Origin of the sequence: Hasllibacter sp. MH4015 (assembly GCF_020177575.1) — a bacterium.
Classification (GTDB): Bacteria; Pseudomonadota; Alphaproteobacteria; order Rhodobacterales; family Rhodobacteraceae; genus Gymnodinialimonas.
The window spans coordinates 849,128-870,949 of sequence record NZ_JAHTBK010000001.1 but is presented as its reverse complement, the minus strand read 5'-3'; the positions used below and the strand labels follow the sequence as shown (position 1 = coordinate 870,949).

Here is a 21,822-nt window from a genome sequence, read left to right as displayed (position 1 = left end):
GGCTAGAGCTTTTCCGGATCGTATTCCGTTTCGATCCAATCCCTCAGCGGCATCCGGTCAAGGTCCCATCGCGCGGTATAGGCGTCCAGCAGTCGATCAAGGATACCGGTCTTCGACAGGCTGATATGCAGGTGCCGGAACGACAATTCGCGCCGGGCCTCGTGGGGCGATTGCCCTTCCACATGGATATGCCACATCGCGGCGACCAGCCCCGTGCGATCCGCGCCCGACTTGCAGTGGATCAACGCGGGCAGACGGATCGTGTCGAAGACCTCCAACACGTTCAACAACGCCTCGCGCGAAGGGGCCTGCCGGGCGGTCAGGGGAGCGTTGCGCAATTCCAGCCCCAGCGCGGCGCAGGCCTCCGCCTCGAAGGCGTGAACCGGCCCTTCTGGCGGGCGCAGGCTGATAACCTGCACGATGCCCCGCGCCTTGTACGCCGCAAGCGCCCTGGGATGGGGATGGTTGGACCGGTAGAGGCCGTCGGCGATCTGCCCCTCGTTCCGCCAGCGCCCGCGCACGAAGCCATGGTCGGGAAAGAGCGCGAAGACACGGCCCTGGAACCGCCCCAGCGGCGTGTCGATCCGCTGGTCATAGCGCCGCGTGGCCACGGCCCAGATCCCCTTGGCTTTGTCGAGTATGCTCAGGCTCATGGACCCTGACCTGTCCCATGTGCGCCGCGATTACAAGCCTTCGCGCGGGGCCGGAAAAACATACGTTTACAGGGACGCGCACCCGCGCAAGGATGCCCTCCAGATGGCCAATGATACGCCCAATCCCCGTGGTCCCGATGCCGTGACCCACCAATTGCCCGCCGGAGAGCTTCCTGCGGGCTGGACGCTTCTGGGCGGGCAATACGAAATCAAACGCCTGATCGCGTCGGGCGGGTTCGGGATCACCTATCTTGCGGGCGATACTCTGGGCCGCGACGTGGCGGTAAAGGAATGCTTCCCCCTCGGCCTTGCCCAACGCGCCGCGATGACCCACACGGTCAGCGCAACCTCCGCCGGGACGTCCGAGCATTTCGAGACGGCGCGCGCGCAATTCCTGCGCGAGGCGCGGATGCTGGCCCGCCTGCGCCATCCCAACGTGGTCCATGTCCAGACGCTGTTCGAGGAGAACGGCACCGCCTATATGGCGATGGATTTCATCCATGGCCGCGACCTGCACGAGGAGATCGTGGGCTCTGACGCCGGTCTTGCCCCCGCCCGTGTGCTGGAACTGGCCCGCGATCTTCTAGGCGCACTCGACTACGTCCACGGCCAGGGCGTCCTGCACCGCGATATCAAACCCCAGAATATCCGCATCGACCGTTTCGGGATGCCGATGCTCATTGATTTCGGGGCGGCCCGGGCGGAAACCCAGGCGCGGTCGAGGATGGCGGGGACGTTCCGGGTCGTGACCGACGGCTATTCGCCCCACGAATTCTACGTTACCGGCGCGGCGCAGGGTCCCCATTCGGACCTCTACGCGCTGGCCGCGACCTTGCATCATGTCATCACCGGTGCCGCGCCCGTGGCCGCCGACGAACGCGCCAGCGCGCTGGCCACCGGTCAGCCCGACCCCTACGTCCCCATCGCCGGGCGGTACGAGGAACACGATGCGCGCCTTCTGACCCTGATCGACCGCGCCCTGCGCATGGCCCCCGACGACCGCCCCGAAAACGCGGCGGCATGGCTGAGCGCGTTGGCCGATGCGCCAACGACGCTGGTGCAACCCGCCGTGGCGGCACCGGCGGAAGGAACCGCGCGAGGCCGCAGCCGCTTTGTCCCCGGCCTTCTGGTCGGCGCACTACTGATCGCCGGCGCGGGCGGCGCGATCTGGGCCACGCAGCCGCCTTGGCTCACCCCCGACATGGGCGCGATGATGGAGCGGATGAGCCTTCTGGAAAGCAGTCTGGCGGAGGCCGAGGCCGCGCGCGAAGCCGCCACGGCAGAGCTGGAAGGCTTGCAGGCCGAGCTGAATGCGGCCGAGGCGGAGCTTGCCCGACTGGAGGAGATGGACGGCGACATGGCCGCCACGATGGCCGAACTGGACGCTGCCCGCGCCGCCCGCGATACCGCCGCCGACCGTATCGCGGGGTTGGAGGAGGACCTGACCACCCTTGCCGAAACCCAAGCCGCGCTGGAAGCCGCGCAGGCCGAACGCAACGCGGCAGAGGCGCGCGCGGCGGAACTGGTCGCCGAGGGCGTGGCGGACGACGAACGCATCGGCGCGCTGGAAGCTGCCCGCGACGCGGCCACCGAACAGATCCGCGCGCTGGAGCTGCGCCTGTCCCAGACCACCGGCGCATTGGAAGAGGCGCGGACCCAAGCCGCCCAATTGCGCGAGATCGAAGCCGACCTGACGGTGACGGAGGCCGCCCTTGCGTCCGCCAATGCGCGGGCGATGTCACTGGAGGAGCAATTGCAACAGGCGCTGGCCGGCGAAACCGATGCAGAGGCGTTGCAGGAGCAGTTGAGCGCGTTGGAAGACGTTCTGGCCGCGACAGAGGCCGAGCGCGATCGCCTGCGGGTTGAGGCCGACACAATGTCCGCCAATTCCGACGACAACGCCACCGAGATGGAGACGCTGCGCACCCGCATCGAGGAGCTGGAGGCCGAGAACGACACGCTCCGCGCCGCACTGGCCCGCGCGCAGGAGGCATTGGCGCTGACCGGCGTGGGGGAGGCCGCGGAAACCGCCCATTGGGTGCAGGACGCGACATTGCGGTCGCCCAATGGCACGCTTGCGCTTCTGCCGCGCTTTTCCTGGGACAATCAGCGGATTGCCGTCGCCGACGATACCGGCGGCATCGCGCTCTACAATCGCGAGACCGGCGGATACGAGGCGCACCTGGCCCGTGGCATACCCGACACGATCCGACGTCTGGGGTTTTCCCGTGACGGCACCTACCTGATTGCCACCACCGAAGACGGCGCGCCGAACCGCCTCTATCATATCCCCACTCGGCGCGAGATCCTGCGGTTCGAGCCCACGACCGTCACGACCGCCAATCGCGCCATCAGCGAGGATGAGCGATACTTCATCTTCACCCGCACGGGCGCGGGCAACCGCACCGAGGTCGTGCTCTACGATCTGGATGCGCTGAGCGCCGCCGCCGATCCCGGCGCCGCGCCCGACACGGTTCTGACGGAGGCCGATGAGGGCGACGCCGTGCGCATCACCTTTGCCGAGACATCGAACCAGATCCTTGTCGTCACGCCGACCCAATTGCAGCTTTTCCAACCCGACGGGCGGCTGACGCGCAGCAATTCCAACCGCATCGGTCCCTTTGCGGCCCTGTCGCCCATCGGCGGCGATCAGGGGCTGATGGTTCTGCGCGGCAATGGCACCGTTCGTCTGCTGGACGATCCAGTGACCCAATCGCCCACCGCAGAGATTCCCGCCAACAGCAGCTACACCCGCTATCGCCTGTCGGGAAATCGGCTGAATTTCCTGCGCGCCAACTCCAACATGTGGGAGGTCATCGATCTTCTGACCGGTGAGATCCGGGGCTCGGGCGAATTGGGCGCGGGCCGCGCTGGGGCGTTCCTGTCGATCTCGTCGGATGCGTCGATGCTGTTCATCGGGGCCATAGGAACCGTCCCGGCGCAGGTCATCGAGGTCGAGACCGGACAGGAGGTTCAGAGCTTCGGCGACGCGCGGGAAGGCTATTTCAGCTTCGACAACCTGCACCTGGCCACCGGCACGCTCGGAGAGCCCGACGCGGAGATCTGGCGTCTGGGCAGCGCGCCCGCGCCCGAGCCGGTGATCGCCACCTTGCCCGTCCCGGTGCAACCCGTAGCGCCCGTCGCACCCGCCCCCGACCTGACCGGATGCGCGGTGCTGGACCGTGTGGGCAACGGCATCTCTATCCTGCCGGGCGGGCTGGAAAACGGACGCATCTTCTCCGTCCAGGCGGGCGGCGGGGAAGAGGTGACGCGTTGCGCCGCCGCGACGGCGCCCGCCCTCGCGCAGGCCCTGCAATCGGCGACAAATGCGCTGTTCGTGACGCGGAACCCCGACATCGCCATCGATATTCAGGACACGTCGCGCCCGGTGGAGCTGAATGTGCGCGCCACCGGGTCCTGTGGCCCCGTCCCCATCGTGCGCTTCGGAACCGAATGGCATCTGCCGGGCGGCACCGGCCCCGCCGCGTCCGTCGCCCTGTCCGATGACGGCAACCAGGCGCGCGCGCTCGACATCTGGCTTGCCGCGCCGGAGGGGGAAACCTGCGATGCCCTGATCACCCTGACCGGCACGACCACTGCGCCGTAAAGCTCAGGTCAAAAGCAGGTAAAGGCTCGACGCGATGATCCAGATCGACGCCAGCGTCTTGAGCCACAGCGAGCCCAGAAGTGACGCGATCCCCTTGGCCAGGAACCCGCCCACGATCGCGCCCGGCACAGCGATCAATACAATCTCCAGCCGCACCAATCCGCCGAAATAGCCGTCCCAGAACCCCGCGATCACGCAGACCACGCTGACCCAGACGGCCACGGCAATCGCAACCTTGGTGGGGAAGCGGCGCAGGATCAGGTAGATCGCCAGAAACTCCCCGATCCCCACGGAGAAGAGCGCGGTCACGACCCCGCCTAGAATGCCAAGGCCCAGAAGCACCCACAATTCGCCCGGTGATACCCACAGCTTGCGATCCTTCGCCGCCTGCCTGCGTTGCAGCCACGTGAAGATCAGAAGCGTGACACCAAGGGCGAGCGAGAAGAACTTGAACCAGATGATCAGCTGATCGCCCTCGACCTCCACAAAGGCCTGGGTCAGCAACAGGGCCGGGATGCCGGTAGCAAGCGGCGTGAAGGTCAGCATCGCGAGGGTCTGCGACGATACCTTCTCGTCCCAGGCAAGACTGTCCTTGACGAAAATGGCGTAGGCCCAAGTCAGCGCCCCGATGGACATGCCGAAGCATTGGATGGTGAAGGACACCGCCACCGATTCCTCGGGCTTCAGCGTGGCGATCTGCACCAGCTCCGGCGGGATCATGATGGTCCCGTCCTGCAAGGCTGTGAAGACCGGCACGAAGACGACGCCGCCGCCCGTGCCCGTCGCATTGGCGATGATCGCGCCCAGGATGCCCACCGGGAAGAAGAACCAAAGGCCCATCAGGACCTCCAGCGTGAGCGCGCTTTCCCAAAGGAGCCAGGCATAGGCCCCGGCCAGCAAAAGCAGGTGGATCGGAATCCACGCCTTGATGACGGGCTTCATCGCGGACGGATGGGCCATTCACATCTTCCCGAACTGGCCGCCCTTGAAGCGCCAGCGGATGAAGATCGCCTGCAACGGTCCAAGCAGCGCCAGGAAGGACGGGATGAACACAAGCGCGAAGTGCAGCACCGCGATGCTCAATCCGCGCCCGCCCTGGAACGCGAATTCCGGCAAGTAAGGCAGCAAGCCTGCACGGGCCACGAAGAACACGATGCCGAATTCCACCCACGAAAAGAAGAATTGGTAGGCAAAAGGCCAGTCGCGGTCCCAGCGCGTCGATTGCAAGAAGATGTAGAGCGGGTCGAGGAATAGCCCCAGCGCCGTGATCGTGCACAGGAACCAGACGAAGATCTGGATCGTCCGCCAATCCCATTGCCACCCGGTCCAGTAGAGGCCGTAGAGGATCGTGATCGGCAATCCGATGAAGAAAAACAGGAAGATGCGCGTCTGAAGTCGGCCTGCAAGTGTCGGGATCATGTCGCGGGCTCCTTCAACGCGATGGGGATCGGGGTCTGCAGGTTCATGGCCGCGCCCCCACCATCCATTTCGACCACCCGGCGAAGGATCGCAGGGGCCCGAGGTTCGGGACCTTGTGAATACGCTCCGTCACCATGTGATCCACGGATCTGAGCGCCGAGTATTGCAGGCCCAGAAAACTGTCGACGGCCAGATACGGCCCGCCCGTCGTGATCGTCCCGGCCGCGTAGACCCGGCCATTGCCGTTGCGCAGACCCTCGATCTCGAAATCATTGGTACAGCGCAGGCCCGTGGCCCCGCCCTGCTCCACCGCGCCGCCCTTCTCGCGATAGGCGTGGTTGCGCGGCAGATGATAGGTGTCGAGCATGTCGGCCAGGAAGGGAGAGCGTCGGATATCGGCAATCAGGCCGGTGCAGTCGATCAGATAATCGGCGTTCAACTCCTCCCGATTGCCTTCCTGTGTGTCGATGGCCACCTGCACGCCCGCTGGCTGGTTCTCCCCCTGGGGCGGTATGGGTTGCAGGTCCGAGATGTTGCCGTAGACCGGTCTGTACCACCCCTCCTCCGCACCGCGCTCCGCGATCGCGATCCAGTCGGAGCGTTCGGCGGTGGTCGTGCCGCCCAGCTGGTTGAGCATCACGCCGCGATCCTGATCCGAAGCCCGTTCGTATTCCACGCGCAGATCCCCACCCCAACAGCTCTTGGGCCAGTTGAAGGGCTGGATCTCCACATTATTTCGTACCAAGCGACGCGCCTTGCGGAACACCGCGCCGTCGCGCGGACCGATGGCCGACCGCATGGAATGCAGGATGCGGATATGGGGATTTTTCTTACGCGCCTCGAACAGGCGCTGGATGATCCGGCTGGCCACGATCCCGCGCCCGCGCACCACGACCTGCACCGGGCCGCCCCTGCGCTCGGCCTCCACGTACATCTGGTCATGGGGTTCATAGGCGTTCGCGACCTGCGCGCGGCTGTCGGGGTGATTGGTGATGAAGGTCTGGAAATCGTCCACGAACCGCGTCGCCGGATATCCGGTGGACAGATGCACCACGTCGGCGATCAGATACCGGTTGCGTTCCTGGCCCGAAGCCTCCCCACCCCAGAGCTTGTAGGCCACCGCGTAGCGCCCGTCGGACGTTTTGCGGACGCCCAGTACCTGCGCCTTGACCAGCATCTCGCCCCAGCCGATCCGAACGGCCTCCTTGTCGAGGCTGTCGAACACATCCCCTGCGCGCGGCGTGTAGCTTTCCGACAGGGTCGGTTCTCCGAAGACCTGGAACACGCCCTTCACGCCGATCCCCTTGCCCACTTCGCGCAAGGCGTAACCCGGGAAACCCCAGATATTGTCAGGCCGCGAGAGGGAATTGGAGCGGAGCCGCTCGTGATCCGGGATCTGGCTGTTCTTGCAGTATCGCTTGTAGGTCTGGTAGCAGACCTCCTCCGTCCCGATGGCGCGGATGTCGGAGGCCGGGACACCGTAGCACCGCAGGTGATCGACCCAGACGAAGCTACCTAGCCCACCGCCCACGGCGCAGAATTTCACCTCTTCCACCGGATGACCCGAGGCGCGCAACGCCTCGATCCCCACCACGTCCTTGCCGTCGAATTCCATGTCCGGGAAGTTGCGGCGCGACGGCGGCGGCGCGTCGTCATCGGTAATGACAAGGCGGCTCACTAGGCTCGCATCCACCTCCACGCCGGCGATGCGCGTGGCGCTGGCGGGCGTCTCTGCCGCGGCCAGAAGTTCCAGCAACCAGCCGGGGATGGAGATCTGGTCGCCGATTTCCAGGACCTGTTCATCGACGCGGGTGCCGTTGACATAGGTGCCGTTGGTGGAGCCCTCGTCGCGGACGCGCACATCCTCGTGGCTCATCACCAGCGACATGTGGCGGCGGCTGACCGCGTCACCGGTGAGCGGTACGTCGGCGTCCTCGGTCTTGCCGATCAGGAAGGCGCCCGGCTCCTCGCACAGCAAGATGCGGGACGGGCCCATCGTATTGCCGTCTATGCCGATCTGGCGAACCCGGAAACGAACAGGAAACGTAATCATAACAGCCTCTTACGAATGTACCCAGTAGGAGGTGCCATCCCCCAGACGCTGCCCGCAATAACGGCAATTCTCCCCCGGCAGATAGGGGTTCAACTGGCGGCACTCGGTGTTCGTGCAGCTCAACCCCTTGCCCTCCTCCGCGGACATGATGCGCAGAAGCTGGCCGCGGATTTCCACCGTGGCAAGGTGATCCATCTCGGCCCGCTCACCGGCATCCATCATGCGTCTGTTGTGGGACACCTCGTCCCCCTGCCCGCAAATCGCGACGATCCCGCCCGCACCGTCGGGGCCGATGGTCACAAGGCAGTTTGCCCCTTCCGCGGTCAAGCCGTCCATCGCCGCCTGCGCGCTGCCCTTGCGGCGGCGCATCAGCACTTCGTCGGGGCCACCGGCCACCAGCGCGATGGAAACTCCGTCAAGGTCCAGCGCCTTCAACCGCCCGGTGGAGGAGCTGTCATAGACCAGATGCAGCGGCTGTCCGATCGTGTCGACCTGCGCGGCCTTGGGCGAACACAGCGTGATTTGCAGGCCCACCGTCTCGAAAGCCCGCATCGCGCCGGGGGCCATGCGCACCGTTCCGCCGCGCCCCAATGGCACGGGGGCAGACCCCGCCTGCCCGATCTGCGTCACGCCGTTCGAGCTCAGATCCGTCACCACAAGGCCGCCATCCGGGCTGCCCGTGACCGTCAGGTGCTGGCGTGACAATGTCCCGAACCCGTCGCCGAAATGAACAACCTGGCCGTCACCTGCGCTGATCCGGCCCACATTGTCGGCCCCGAACCGCCCGATCTCGACCGGCAGGCGCAGGGTCTGGGTCCCCAGCACCTCGGCCCCGGTCCCGGCGTCGCGGATCGAAAGCTCCACATCGTCGCTCATGTCATCTGTCCCCGTTGCATTCGTCTTTATCGTGTCTGGTGCGTGTCATCGGTGTTTTCTTCATTTAACCGGTCTTGCTGCCGGATTGTCCACTTCGGTCCTTTGGCGCGGTGGAAGGACAACAAGCCTTTGCCGTCCGTCGCGTCCAATCACGATGGCGAAGCAATGGCGGCGCTGACATATGGTCTGGCCCGATGGCACGAAGGGCGGCATCAACGCCGTCGGTGCATCGCCTTGCCCGGGCGCCGTGAACGGCTGCTGCGCGGGGCCGGGGATCGTCGAGGATTGCGCCTCTTGCGAGGCATCACCGCCCTGGCGCGGCACCACGTTGACCTCATCCTCCGGGGTGGCGGGGCGTGCGGGCTGTCGCGGCAAGAGCGGCGCGACATCCTGTGGCGCCGTGGTCCCCTGGCCCTGGGCCGGGGCATCGAGGCCCTCGCGCTGGATCGGACCGACGCCGGGGATCGGCACAACCTGACCGGGCGACGGCGTACCACCGGCGGGCGGCATCGGCAGGGCGGGGGCGGGTTGCGGTGCGGGCGCAGGCAGCGGGGCCGGGCTAAGCGGTGCCGTAGGTGCGGGAGCAGGTGCGGGAGTGGGGGCAGGCGCAGGCGTGGCCGTACCCGGCACGATTACTTCTGTCTGGGCAGGCGAAGCGCCGGATGCGTCGGGCTCCGCTGCGGGCAGATCGGCGGCTTCCGTCGGCACCTCCGCCTCCGGCGCGTCCGGTGCTGTCTCCGGCCCCGGGATCGCCGCCGCGTCACCTTCGCCATCCACCGCGCCGGGCTGGCTGTCGGCCACGGGCATCGGATCTGCCTCCGCGCTTTGGTCCGCACCGTCGCCGCGTCCGGTATCGTCGGCGTCCCGTGCGGGGGATACCGTGACCGGACTTTCAGTCTCGACCTCCGCCAGATCGGCATCGGGTTCCGCCGCGGGCTCCGCGTCGCGTTCCGGCGCTTCGGACTGGGGCTGTGCGGCGATAGCGTCGGCCTCGTCCGCCGCAGCGCCATCGTCAGGCGCACCCTCCCCGGGATCGGTGGCACCGGCGCCCGCATTCGCCGCGACATCCGCGCCGTCTTCGTCCACATCGGCGGGCGGAACCGCCTCGTCATTCTCAGCCAAATCGGGTGCTGCGCCGTCAGCGGGCGCATCTTCGCCCGGATCGGTCGCGCCGTCCCCGGCATTCGCTGCGCTGTCCGCGCCGTCCTCGTCCGTTTCCGCTTGCGCTGCGGCCTCTGCGGGATCGGGCGCGTCCGCGGGCTGCTCCGGCGCGGGCTCCGCCTCCGCCCCGGCCGTGTCGGCCTCGGGCCCCGTCTCGGGATCGCGCGCCGCCTCGCTTGCTGCCTCGTCCTCCACGGCCGGATTGGTCTCTCCGGGCGGGGTTGCATCGGGACCGCTCGCATCCGGCGTATCCGGGTCGGCGGCCTCTATCTCCGCATCCGCGCTCTCATCCTTGTCTTCCGCCGCGATGTCGTCTTCGGCCGGCACCTCTTGCGCAGGTGTGGCATCATCTTCGGCCGCCGGGGCCGGGTCGGGCGCGTCCGCGCCATCCTCCGCGGGTGTGGCACTGTCTTGCGCCGTGTCCGGGTCGGGCGCAGCATCCGCAAGGTCCGTGCCTTCGGCATCGTCGGGCAAATCGGGTGTGTCGTCCCCCGCCACGGCCACCGGTTCAGAAGTGGGATCGTCAGATGCGATACCCGTCTCGTCCCCCGGCGGTGGCGTGCCGTTGGCGAGGTTGGGTTCATCTTGCGTGCTCGGCAGGCCGAAAATCAGCCCAAGTGCCAGTGCCGCCCCGCCGAGAAGGGCCGCCGGTATCAGCCATCGTCGCCCGCCCGGTGGTTGCTCCACATCCGCTGGCGCTTCGGCACGGGGGGCGGTCGCGCCCGCAGCCGCACCGCCACTATCCACCGCGCGTTCGCCAGCGAAGGACGCCGCACCGGCACCGGAGGCCGCGGCAACAGTCGCGCCACCGCCGCCGTCCAACCCTTCGGTCAGTTGCAGGACCAGAATGGCGGTGTTGTCTTGGGACGGGTCATCGAGCGTGTGCAGCGCGGCCATCAGCGCATCGGCGATCTGACGGCTCGTCGCGCCGTCCTTCATCCCGCGCAGGACCTCCGTGATCTGGTCTTCTTCCAGATACTGCAACCCGTCGGAGGCCTGGATCAGCACATCACCGGGGTCAAGGACCATGGCGGTCTTCGGCACGTCGCGCGATTTCACCGCGCGGCCCATCAGGACGGAGGTCAGCGCGTTGCGGTCTGGGTGGTTGGCGGCCTCTTCCTTGGAAATCTCGCCGGATTTGGCCATCTGGTCGATGACCGGCGCCATGGAATGATCTTCGTTCAGCTGCTTCAGCGCGCCTTCCCGCCAAAGGTAAAGCGGACTGTCCCCGACCGATGCCCAATAGAGCCGATCCTCGAACATCACGGTGGCCAGGAACGTCGCCCCCATACCTTGCAGGCGACGATCCTCCGCCCCCCGATCCTTGAGCACGTCGTTCGCGGTGTCGATGGCCGAGGACAGTTCCGCCTGGAGGTTCTTTTCCAGCGCCGCGCCATCGTGCATCAGGAATTTCAGGTGGCTGACCGCGTCGATCACCACAAGCCGAGAGGCCAGATCACCCGCCGCATGTCCGCCCATCCCGTCGGCCAGAACCGCGAAGCCGCGATCCATGCCGCCGTGGAAATCGGCAAGCAGCGTGTCTTCCTGGTAAGGCCGTTTGCCCTGCCAGAGCGCCGTGGCCACGTCGTATCCGACCGGGGCCGCGCCCGTCCTCGTGCCGTCCGTCTTCATGCGTCCGCCCAATCGAAATCGGGGCCGCAGAAGGCGACGAAACGCAGATGTGTCGCCCCGATCCGCACCTGCGCGCCATTTTCCAAGGTCTCGGAGGCCAGAACCGGTGCATCATTGAGGTAGACGATGTTGGTCTTGCCCCCATGGCTCAGATGGAATTTCCGCGCCTCTGCGTCATAGGTGACGAAAGCGTGGGGATCGCGGCTGATCGTGGCGTCGCCGAAATCCACCTGCACGGCGTTCTCCTTACCCCGCCCGATGCTGTTCATGCCCGCGACCAGCGGCAGGGACGCGCCGCGTCCGGGGCCTTCGGTGACGACCAACCAGCCCACGACCGGCGGCACGTCCGGGGCGTCGGCTACCTCGGCCTGCTCCGCGGCATCGCGCGCGGCTCCACCGTATCCATGGATGCGCGTCTTGGGGCGTGCGTGACCCGATGCATCGCGTCCCGCAGGCTCTGCCACGGCGGGCGGTTGCTCTGCCTCGGGCGGCTCGGGCGTATCCAATGGCCGCGTCGCGGCAGGCGGCGCGGGCGGTGGCGGCGGGGCAGCATCCAGGGGCCGCGTGGCCGTGCCAGACCCCGCACGCGCGGGTGGTAGGGGGGGCGGCGGCACATCGCCCGTACCGGGGATGCCCCCGTCCAATTCATCATCGGTCAGGATGGGTTTCTTGGCCATGGGCAACCTCTCGTCTCTGTCACCGGCAGGCAGCCACCTGCCCGCTCCGCCAGCGGATGGTCTAACGTCCGTCCAAAGCCCGGCGCGGAAAGGCCACCGGGCGCACTGGAACAAGTCGTAGCATACTGTCGGCAAACGTGAAGGAATTTGAAAGTCTTGGCGAGTGGTGGAAAACCTCAGCACCTGCGCGGTTCGGGATCACGGACCCGTGTGAGCGATCAGTCGCTGTCGATCAGGCCCGCCCCGGCCCCGCGCGCCCGGCTTTCCTCGGTTGCGGGCGCATAGGTCCGGGCCGCGAGCGTCATCAGGATCGTGTAGGCCGGCGGCACCACGCGGGCGCGCCTGCGCCTACCGTGGGCCGTACCGGGCAATGCGCCCGCCGAGAGCGTCAGGACCCGCGCCGCCGCACTCCCGGTCTCTCCCGTCAGATCCCCGTCGCCCGTTATCCCGAAGGCACCCTCGCCCCAATCCGCCCGCACGCCGTCCACTCCCGTCAAATCAGCAAGGAACGGGGCAAGGATCAGCGGCTCCAGCACCGGACCGACCGGTCCCTCGGGCAAGCGCCCGGTGTCGGACAGATAGGCCCCGAGGATCAGCGGGCACATTGCGCGACCCCGGCACGTCATCCCCGGCAATTCGGGTGAAAGCCGTGCCATGTCCGCCCCGTCGGTCAACTCCAGAAGCCGCGCCACCGCGCCCGCGCCGTTTCCGCCGCGCTCCGTCAACCAGCGGGCCGCGCGCCCGGCCTCCTCCGCCATGCCGAAACTGCGCCCGGCCCCCCGTGCGGCCTTGCTGACCAGCGCCTGCAATTCCCCCAATGACAGATCGAAGCTCACGGCGCGGGGTAGCTCCACCCATCGGGGTCAGCCCCGGCCAATTCCTGCGGAAACGGCGCATTCTGGAACATCGTGATCCGGACCCAGCGATCGGACCTCGGGTCGAAGCGCGTGGCCCCGAAAAAGCTCAGCTTCGCGCGCAGAAGGTCGATCGGCGCAATATCGGCGTGGAGCGTGTTGTCACGCACCTCCGCGTAGGGATGCGTCTCCGCAATCAGAAGGCGCCGGACCGTGTGGCGGTGGTCCGGATGGCGCAACAGGAACGCGGCGATCGGTCCGCTTTCCCCTTCCAGAGCCGCATGCAGCCGCGCGGCCTCATATCCAGGGCAAAGCGGGTTGGCATAGGCGTCCAGATCCTCTTCCGCCCGCTCCCCCAATCGCGGCTCCAGCTTTTCGGCAGAGGTGTACCAGACCCGCGCATTCTGGGTGGCGCAGGTCCAATCGGTTTCAAGCGCCTCCGGGTGTATGCGCTCGATCAGCGCCCTGATCTCGGCCACGTCGCGCTGCCCGTCGATCCGGCGCGGCGTCTCGTCGGCGGCCATGCGCTCTGCCGCACCATCAACCAGTTGCCCGAACGGCTCCAGCATCAGGGCGGCCAGCTGCTCCTGCCCCTCGACGCTCAAGGCCGCTTCCCCCCAACGCCACAGGGCATCCATTGCACCCGCCTGGGTCAGATCGGTGCCGTCCAGCTTGACCAGAAGCAGGTCCATATCGGCGCGCAGATCGGCCAGCTTCGCCTGCTGGATCGGATGCTCCGATTGCCATTCCATCGCATTGCGGCGGGCGCGCAGGGCGAAGTGGCGCAGAACCCGCGCCTCTTCATCCGTCGCGCGCACCAAGCCGCGCACCTGCGCCAGCGCCCATTCGCGCGCCTCGATCCAATGGTGGATCAGGCGCGGATGGTTCACCAGGAACGGCGCCATGCCAAGGCCGGTGGAATTGCCGATCCCGAAGCGCCGCCGCAGGCCCGCATCCAGCACCACGGCATCCGCGGAGCGCATGCGCGCCATATGCTCCACCAGGTCCATCACGAAGGCCCGGATCAGGTAGACGCTCAACATTTCCGCCTGGAACGGCGCGTGCAACTCCTGCCGGTCTTCGATCATCGCGCGATCCGCCGCCCCGAATTTGGCGGACCCGTAGACCGCCGTGGTCCGCATCAGGTAGCCCACGCGCTCAATCAGGTCCCGGTCCGGCTGCCGCCCGCTTGCCAACGCCGACACCACATGGTCCCACAACCGGACCGACCGATTGGCCCGGCTCAGCGTCAATTCCCGCCCGCTCACGCGCCCCGCCTCCTGGTAGGGCACGTTTTGCGACAGGCGCGCGATGTCATCGGCCCCCGGCACCCCGTCAAACAGCGCGAATGTCGCGTCCCATGCCGTGGCGATCACCCGGTCGCTGCGCTGATCGGGCGGCAAATCATGGGCGAAGGCCACCAGCGAATAGGTCCGCTCGGGCCCGTGGGCGCTATAGACCGCATGGCCGACGCCCTTGGCATCCAAGTCCCATTCGGGGCGCGTGAAATCCCAATTCTCCGCCTTCATCCGACGCAGCAGGATGCGCATGAAGCTCAACCGCGATTGGTGGAACGACCCCATGCGCTTGAGCCGCATCACAACGTCCGGATCGCGCATCGCGACCGGCATGGGCGCCAATTCCTTCATCGCTGACCTCCGAAATTCTCCGCATAGAAGCGATACCAATTGCCGCCCATCACCGCCTCAACGCCTGCCGCGTCGAACCCCACGGCGCGCAGGCCGGCCTCCAGCTTCGGGAAATCGGCGTTGCTGCGGAACCAGTCGGGCTGCGGCGGGAAGCCCGCATTGTCCTTCGACCCCTCGCCAAAATCGATCCGTTTCGTCCAGCGCCCCACGCGCATCCATTCCACAACGCTGTCGGGCTGATCCTGGCACAGGTCGCTGCCGATCCCGAAATGCTGCACGCCATAAAGCTCCGCCATATCCGCGATCATCCCGCAGAAACTGTCGAGCGTGCAGGCGCTGCCGTCTTTCAGGTGATGGGGATAGATCGAAAACCCCATCATGCCGCCGCCCGCCACCACGGCCTCGACCACCTCCGCGCGTTTGTTGCGCCGCGCCGGGTGCCATTGGTGCGGATTGGCATGGGTGATGGCGATGGGTCGGGTCGAATGCGCGGCAGCCTCGATAGTGGAGCGGTCGGCGGAATGGCTCATATCCACGACCAGCCCCACCCGGTTCATCTCCGCCACCACCTCCCGGCCCATCCGCGTGAGCCCGGGATCCTCGTCCTCGTAACAACCCGTCGCCAGCAAGGATTGATTATTGTAGGTCAACTGCATGAAGCGCAGGCCCAACGTGTGAAGAACCTCCACCAGCCCGATATCATCCTCGATTGGTGACGGATTCTGCGCCCCGAAAATGATCGCCGTCTTGCCCGCCGCCTTCGCCGCATCCACATCCGCAGCGGAGCCTGCCCGCACGATCAGATCGCCGTGTTCCTCGAAATACCGGTTCCAGCGCTCGATCTGCAGAACCGTTTCGCGAAACACCTCGTGATAGGCGATGGTCACATGGACCGCATCCAACCCGCCCTCGCGCATCTCCTCGAAGATGCGACGCGACCAGTTGCAATATTGAAGGTTGTCGATGCGCATGGGCCGAACCCTTCCTGAGGCCGTCGGCACCGTCAAGCACCCCTCTTCCATGTGCCCGAAATATCCCGGGGGGCAAGGGGGCAGAGCCCCCATTGGGGTGGGTGGGCGGGCCCACCCACCGCTCAGTCGAAATAGATCCGGTACCGTTCTCGCACCGCCCGGTCCAAAGCCGCATCCACCTGGCACGCGCCCTCGGCCAGGATCGCCTCCTTCCGGGCCGTGGCGTTTGCCAGCAGGTCGGGCTTCTCCGCCTCCTCCCACTCCTTCGGGCTCATCCGGTTGCCAAGGGCGGGATAGACGAAATCGCTTTGCATCAAGGCCAGCGTCTTGTCCGTGCCAAGGTAGTGCCCGCTTCCGCCGAGGCAGACCTCCGCCATCTGATCGAGCGCCAGCGTGTCCTCGTTCACCTCGATCCCCCGCACGCACCGCATCGCCTGCCCGATCAGGTCGTCGGACAGGATCAGGCTCTCCAGACAGAACCCCAGAAGCGACGCATGCATCCCCGCCGCCTCGTAGACCATGTTGAGCCCTGACAGACCGCCCATGACGTTGGAGCACATCTGCTCCCATCCCGCCTGCATGTCCGGCATCTTCGCGTCCGAGGCACCTCCCGCCGCGCCGCCCGGCAGGCCGTAGAAGCGGTGCATCTGCGCGCATCCCGCCGACAGAAGCGCCTGTTCGCCCGATCCCACCGACATCGCGCCCGTGCGCAGATCCAGTCCGAAGGGCCAGGTCCCGAAGACGGCCGGATGGCCGGGGGCGATCGCGTTGACATAGACAAGACCCGCCAGGCATTCCGCCGTCGCCTGCATGATCGCCCCCGCGATGGTCGAGGGTGCCGTCGCCCCCGCCATGCCCGCCGACAGAAGCAGCACCGGCATGCCCGCGCGTATGCACAACTCCATCGTCTCGCAGCTTTCCGTTGCGAATTTCATCGGCGGCACCACGAAGCAATTGGAATTGCTGATGAACGGCCGCGCGCGCCACGCCGCCTCCCCGCCCGCCAGCATGTGGATCAGCTCCATGCAGGGGGCCACGTGGGACGGATCGCTGAACGACGTGCCGATATGTTTCGTCGTCCCCGCCACCGCGCCGTAGATGGTGTTGAGGTCCATCTCCAGGTTGTTCTCGATGTCCCGGCACACCATCGGGCGCTGGAAAAAGTGGACATTGTCCATCGCCTGCGTGATCCGCGCGGCGTCGTGAAGGTCCTGCGCCGTGCAATGGCGATAGCTGTTGGTGGCCACATCCACGATATTCACCGCCGCCCCGGCGGTGCCGTAATGCACCTTGGATCCGAACAGCTCGAGATCGTGCTTGGGGTCCCGTGCCGCCAACGTGATGTTGCGCGCCGACTGCGACAGGGCCGCCTCCACCACGTCCCTGGCAAACCGGAGCCGCCCGTCATCGCCCAGCACGGCGCCCACCGCGACCATCGCGTCGATCCCCGATTGCGGTGCATCGGCCAGGCCGATCGTGGCCAGCGCCTCCAGCGCGCTGTCGTGGATCTCGACCACCTGCGCCTCGCTCAGGACCTTGAGCGTTCCGCCCTCCATCCCCGGACGGATCGGGCGTATTTCCTCGGGCAGGGCCGCCGCGCGCGCCGCCACCCGTGCCGCGCGGCCACCGCCGCGGCGCCCCTTCATCACCTGAACCTCAACCATCCGCGCTGCCCTCCCTCAACATCGCATCAATCTCATCACCCGACGCCGAGCCCTTGAACGGCGTCAGATCACCCGCCATCAGGCCCGCCATCCCGTCCCGGATCGCCGCATGGGTCAGCCGTGCCACCTGGCTGCCAAGCGAAATCCGGCGCACCCCCATCGCCGCCAGTTCGGCCACCGAAAGGTCCTGCAATGGTCCCACCGCAAGCGCGTTCACCGGGGCCGAGACGGCACCGAGCACCTGCGCCAACTCTGCCCGCCCCGGCGGCACCGGCAGGTAGAGGCAATCGGCCCCCGCCGCCTCGAACGCCTGCAACCGGCGGATGCCTTCGTCCAGGTCATAGATTCCGTTCATCACCCCATCGGCCCGCGCGGTCAGCACGAAAGGCCGACCCAAGGCCCGCGCCGCGCCCACACCGGCGCGCACTTTTTCCACAGCCAGGTCAAAGTCATAGGCGGTCACGTTCTCTCCGAACGCCATATCCTCGATGCCGCAGCCCGACAGGCCGACCTCTGCCGCCAGTCGCACCGTCTCGGCCACATCCTCGGGCGTATCGCCAAACCCGTTCTCGAAATCGCCCGACACGGGCAGGTCTGTCGCGGCCACGATATCCTGCGCATGGGCCAGCGCCTCGTCCCGGGTCACGCCGCCCATATCGGGCTGACCAAGCGTGAAGGCATGGGCAGCCGATGACGTCGCCAAGGCCACCGCCCCCATCGCGGCCATCATCCGGGCGCTGCCCATATCCCACGGGTTCGGCATCACGAAACACCCCGACCCGTGCAGCTCCGCAAACACCTGATGTCGTTCGGACAAGGTCATGCCAGCCTCCTCAATGCGGATCGCACGATGATCTTGTGGGGGATCAGAACGACGGCAAGATAGAGCCGCCCGGTCCAGTGATTGAACCAGATCCGCGTGGTCAGCGACGCGGTTCGGTCCTCAAGGCGGGTTTCCAGCGTGAAGGTCAGATGCCGATCCGCGAGGCCCACTTCATAAACCTTCGGGCGTTCGGCCACGATCGGCAGGTCCGCCATGCCCTTTTCCATCGTGGGGGTCGCCAACCCGAACAGGTGCACGATCCGGTTGCGAAGACCCATCGCCCGCCGCACCCAGGGCGGCATCGTGCCAAGCGCCACCTCGTAGGCGGCGCGGGCGCTTGTCAGATCGGGCCGCGCCTCGGCCCGGTGCGTGTCCGACCAATCGGGTGGCCGCAAGGGGCGTTTCAGCCCGCTCATCGTGCGAGCCTCCGCGCAATTTCCGCGATATGCGCCGGACCCACCTCGCAGCAGCCGCCGACAATCGTGGCGCCCCGATCGACCCAGCCCATCACATGATCGGCATAGGCCTCCGGACCCATATCGCGCCGCGCCTTGAGCGCATCGACCGTCGGGGCCTCGCCCAGAAACGCCTTGGTGATCTGCGTGAAGCCGTTGGCATAGGCCCCGAACGGAACGGCGCCCTTTCCCAGCACCTCCAGCGCTGCAGGCATCGCCTCTGGCGCGGAGCAATTGGCCAGCAACGCCGCCGCGCCGCTTGAAACCGCCACCGCATCCGCCAGGGCCTCACCCGACCGCAGGCGGCTGCCGTCCTCATCGTCCACCGTGAAAGCCAGCCAGACCGGCACATCGTGGCCCGACGCGCCCTCCAACACCGCAATCGCATGGGCCACGGACGCGACCGTCTCTGCGATCAACACATCACAGCGCGGCGCAAGCAGTGTGGCAATCTCGGAGTAAAGGCCCACCGCAACGATATGGTCGGGATGCGCGTCGGGCCTATAGGATGCGCCCAGCGGCCCGATGGCCCCCGCGATGCGGCCCGATCCGTGTGCGTCACGCGCCCCGTGAGCCTGATCGAGCGCCAGATTGTGCAGCGCTTCGAACTGGTCTTCCAAACCCTCGCGCACCAGCCGGTCGCGGTGGATTGCATAGGTGTTGGCCGTCGCAATCTCGGCCCCTGCGGCGAAGAAATCCGCGTGCACGTCCCGCACCAGATGCGGGGCCTGTCGCATCACGTCCGTCGACCAAAGCGGCGTGGGCGGCGCATCGGACCGCGCAATAAGCTCCTGGCCCATGCCCCCGTCCAGAAGCGCCACGCCGTTTATCATGCGCGGATCCGCGCGTTCTGCGGATCCCAGAGCGGCCCGTCGCCCTGCACCGTGGCCTTGCAGATGTCGCCGTAGATATTGACGTCCAATTCCGTCCCCGGCTCGGCCAGATCGGCGCGCACCATGGCCAGGGCGACGGAATGGCCCACCCGGTAGCCCCAGGCCCCGCTCGTCGTCTCGCCCACCACCGTTCCGTCACGGGAGATCGTGGACATATAGGGCGCATCCGCCTCGCCCGCCTCCACCTTCAGGGTGACAAACCGTTTCTTCACGCCACTCTGCTTTTCGGACAAAAGCGCCGCCTTCCCCGGAAAATCCTGCGGCTTGTCGAACTTGATGAACCGCTCAAGCCCACCTTCCAGCATCGAATAGTCGGTGCTCAGATCGCCCTTCCACGCGCGGTAACCCTTCTCGATTCTGAGCGCGTTCAACGCCCACATCCCGAAGGGTTTGGCCCCCGCCGCCACGACGGCATCGTAGATCGCGGGCATTTCGGCGTTGGCGGCGTGGATCTCCCACCCCAATTCCCCGGCGAAGGAGACCCGTGCCAGGAAAGCGGGCCGCCCCGCCACCTCCGCCGTCTGATGCGTCAGCCAGCCAAGGCTCAGGTCCGCATCCGTTCCGATCGCCTCAAACAGGTCCCGCGCGTTCGGCCCGGTCACGATCAGCGTGCTGAATTCGGTCGTGTGATCGGTCAGGCTCACCCCGTCGGGCAGACCGTCGCGCCACAGCACCTCGTAATCGTGCCATTGTGCGGGCGCCGCCGTGATCAGGGTGAAGTGATCCTCGTCGTGCCGGATCAGCGACATCTCCGTCAGGATGCGCCCACGCGGGTCCGGGAAATAGCCCAGGTTCATCCGCCCGACCTTGGGCAGCGCCCCCGCAATGCGGCCGCGCAGCCACTCCGCCGCGCCCTCCCCGGTCAGGTTGAAGCGCGAAAATCCGGGCAGGTCCAGAACCCCGACCCCGTCGCGCACCGCCTCGCATTCCTCGCGGACCCGCGCTTCCCACGGCCCGGCACGCCCCCATGTCTCGGTCGCCTCAAGCGAGGTGTCGTCCCCCTCCCTGGCAAACCAATTGGCCCGCTCCCAGCCCGCATAGGCCCCCATCTGCCCCCCCGCCGCGACGACCTTGTCGTGAACCGGCGACAGCTTCTTGTCGCGCCCCGCGGGCCAGGCCTTCCACGGGAAATGCATCCCGTATTCGTGGCCATAGGTCTCCAACGCCTTGTCGAGGCAATAGGAATGATCCGTGTAGTCGGTGTAGCGGCGCGGATCGACGGCCCACATGTCCCACTCGGTCATGCCGTCCGTGATCCACTCCGCCAGAACCTTACCCGCGCCCCCGCCCTGCACGATCCCGAAGGTGAAGGAATGCGCCTCGAACGCATTCTCCACACCTGGCATCGGCCCGATCATCGGCAGGCCATCGGGCGCGTAGGGAATGGGCCCGTTGATGTTGCGCCCCACGCCGCCCTCACCCAGCAGCGGCACCCGAGCCATCGCATCTTCGATATACCATTCCAACCGGTCCAGATCGTCGGGGTAGAGCTGGAACGAAAAATCCTCCGGCATCGGATCGTCTGGCGTCACCCAATGGGCCTTGCAGTTCCGTTCATAGGGCCCAAGGTTCAGCCCGTGCTTGTCCTGACGCAGGTAATACGAGCTATCCACATCCCGGATCAGCGGCAGCTTGCGCCCGTTGGCCTCCGTCCAGTCCTTCACCTCGGGAATTTCCTCCGTCAGGAAATACTGGTGGCTCATCACCACCATCGGCACGGTCCGCCCGCCATGGGGCTTGAACCACTCGCCCACGCGCTGCGCGTAGTATCCGGCGGCGTTCACCACGTATTCGCACCGGATCTCGCCCTTCTCGGTCTCCACGATCCACTCGCCATTCTCCCGCCGCACGCCGGTTGCCGGGCAGAACCGCATGATCGTGGCGCCAAGATCCCGCGCGCCCTTGGCCATGGCTTGCGTCAACTGCGCCGGGTCTATGTCGCCGTCATAGGGATCGAACAGAATACCGCTCAAATCGTGGGTTTCGAGGAACGGATACATCTCCCGCGCCTCCTCGTTCGACACCATCCGCATGTCGATGCCCTGGTATTGCGACATGCCCAGAACCCGCTGAAACTCCTGCGCGCGCTCCTTGGTATGGCCCAACCGCAATGACCCGGTGACGTGGTAATTCATCGGATAATCGACGTCCTCGGCCAGCGTCCGGTACATCTCCAGCGAATAACGCTGCATGTTCAGAACCGCCCAGGAGGTTGAGAAATTCGGGCAATTGCCCGCCGCGTGCCAGGTGGAGCCCGCCGTCAGCTCGTTCTTCTCCAAAAGCACGCAATCGGTCCAGCCCGCCTTCGCCAGATGATAGAGGCCCGAGGTTCCCACGACCCCGCCCCCGATGATAACAACCCGCGCGGTGCTCGGCAAATCCGCCATGTCTCTCTCCCGTTCCGGGCCTCGGCCCATATCGTCTTGCGCGAAAGT

The 21,822-nt window shown here is 66.7% G+C and carries 16 protein-coding genes; 1 reads left to right on the top strand and 15 read right to left on the bottom strand.

Translation table 11 applies throughout. From position 1 onward, the window contains the following. Nucleotides 1-2 precede the first annotated feature (2 nt). On the bottom strand, nt 3-653 hold the full coding sequence (locus KUW62_RS04645; RefSeq protein WP_224814348.1) for a tyrosine-protein phosphatase: 651 nt from the start codon (nt 651-653) through the stop codon (nt 3-5). A 103-nt stretch (nt 654-756) separates the two neighbouring features. Between KUW62_RS04645 and KUW62_RS04640 the strand changes: the two genes are divergently transcribed. After that, nucleotides 757-4,260, top strand: coding sequence for a serine/threonine-protein kinase (locus KUW62_RS04640; protein ID WP_224814347.1), 3,504 nt, complete (start codon nt 757-759; stop codon nt 4,258-4,260). Between the two features lie 3 nt (nt 4,261-4,263). On the opposite strand, the gene KUW62_RS04635 is transcribed toward KUW62_RS04640, so the two are convergent. From KUW62_RS04635 to KUW62_RS04570, 14 genes are all read right to left on the bottom strand, one after another. Beyond that, nucleotides 4,264-5,220 (bottom strand): sulfite exporter TauE/SafE family protein, encoded by a 957-nt coding sequence (locus tag KUW62_RS04635; protein WP_224814346.1) that lies wholly within the window; start codon nt 5,218-5,220, stop codon nt 4,264-4,266. After that, nucleotides 5,221-5,679, bottom strand: a complete 459-nt coding sequence (locus KUW62_RS04630; RefSeq protein ID WP_224814345.1) for a hypothetical protein — start codon at nt 5,677-5,679, stop codon at nt 5,221-5,223. Between the two features lie 43 nt (nt 5,680-5,722). After that, nucleotides 5,723-7,732 (bottom strand): FHA domain-containing protein, encoded by a 2,010-nt coding sequence (locus tag KUW62_RS04625; protein ID WP_224814344.1) that lies wholly within the window; start codon nt 7,730-7,732, stop codon nt 5,723-5,725. A gap of 9 nt (nt 7,733-7,741) precedes the next feature. Then, nucleotides 7,742-8,608: a hypothetical protein gene (locus KUW62_RS04620; protein ID WP_224814343.1), complete on the bottom strand. Its 867-nt coding sequence runs from the start codon at nt 8,606-8,608 to the stop codon at nt 7,742-7,744. Nucleotides 8,609-8,668: 60 nt separating this feature from the next. Further along, entirely contained in the window at nt 8,669-11,401 is a 2,733-nt protein-coding gene (locus tag KUW62_RS04615; protein ID WP_224814342.1) for a protein phosphatase 2C domain-containing protein, read from the bottom strand. Beyond that, nucleotides 11,398-12,078, bottom strand: coding sequence for an FHA domain-containing protein (locus KUW62_RS04610; RefSeq protein WP_224814341.1), 681 nt, complete (start codon nt 12,076-12,078; stop codon nt 11,398-11,400). Before KUW62_RS04610 ends, KUW62_RS04615 begins: the two co-directional genes overlap by 4 nt. A gap of 218 nt (nt 12,079-12,296) precedes the next feature. Continuing rightward, nucleotides 12,297-12,932, bottom strand: a complete 636-nt coding sequence (locus KUW62_RS04605; protein ID WP_224814340.1) for a DUF3726 domain-containing protein — start codon at nt 12,930-12,932, stop codon at nt 12,297-12,299. After that, a complete protein-coding gene (locus KUW62_RS04600; protein WP_224814339.1) occupies nt 12,911-14,581 on the bottom strand; it encodes a hypothetical protein in 1,671 nt (556 codons plus the stop codon). Before KUW62_RS04600 ends, KUW62_RS04605 begins: the two co-directional genes overlap by 22 nt. After that, the gene (locus KUW62_RS04595) at nt 14,578-15,552 is read right to left on the bottom strand and encodes a membrane dipeptidase (protein WP_224814338.1); all 975 of its coding nucleotides are present in this window, start codon (nt 15,550-15,552) and stop codon (nt 14,578-14,580) included. Before KUW62_RS04595 ends, KUW62_RS04600 begins: the two co-directional genes overlap by 4 nt. Before the next feature lie 122 nt (nt 15,553-15,674). Next, the gene (locus KUW62_RS04590; RefSeq protein WP_224814337.1) at nt 15,675-17,216 is read right to left on the bottom strand and encodes a trimethylamine methyltransferase family protein; all 1,542 of its coding nucleotides are present in this window, start codon (nt 17,214-17,216) and stop codon (nt 15,675-15,677) included. Further along, nucleotides 17,209-18,039: an oxaloacetate decarboxylase gene (locus KUW62_RS04585; protein WP_224814336.1), complete on the bottom strand. Its 831-nt coding sequence runs from the start codon at nt 18,037-18,039 to the stop codon at nt 17,209-17,211. The genes KUW62_RS04590 and KUW62_RS04585 overlap by 8 nt, the downstream gene beginning before the upstream one ends. Beyond that, on the bottom strand, nt 18,036-18,455 hold the full coding sequence (locus tag KUW62_RS04580; RefSeq protein ID WP_224814335.1) for a DUF2867 domain-containing protein: 420 nt from the start codon (nt 18,453-18,455) through the stop codon (nt 18,036-18,038). Before KUW62_RS04580 ends, KUW62_RS04585 begins: the two co-directional genes overlap by 4 nt. Beyond that, nucleotides 18,452-19,324: a homocysteine S-methyltransferase family protein gene (locus KUW62_RS04575; RefSeq protein WP_224817034.1), complete on the bottom strand. Its 873-nt coding sequence runs from the start codon at nt 19,322-19,324 to the stop codon at nt 18,452-18,454. Before KUW62_RS04575 ends, KUW62_RS04580 begins: the two co-directional genes overlap by 4 nt. Then, entirely contained in the window at nt 19,324-21,774 is a 2,451-nt protein-coding gene (locus KUW62_RS04570) for an FAD-dependent oxidoreductase (RefSeq protein WP_224814334.1), read from the bottom strand. Before KUW62_RS04570 ends, KUW62_RS04575 begins: the two co-directional genes overlap by 1 nt. Nucleotides 21,775-21,822 lie beyond the last annotated feature (48 nt).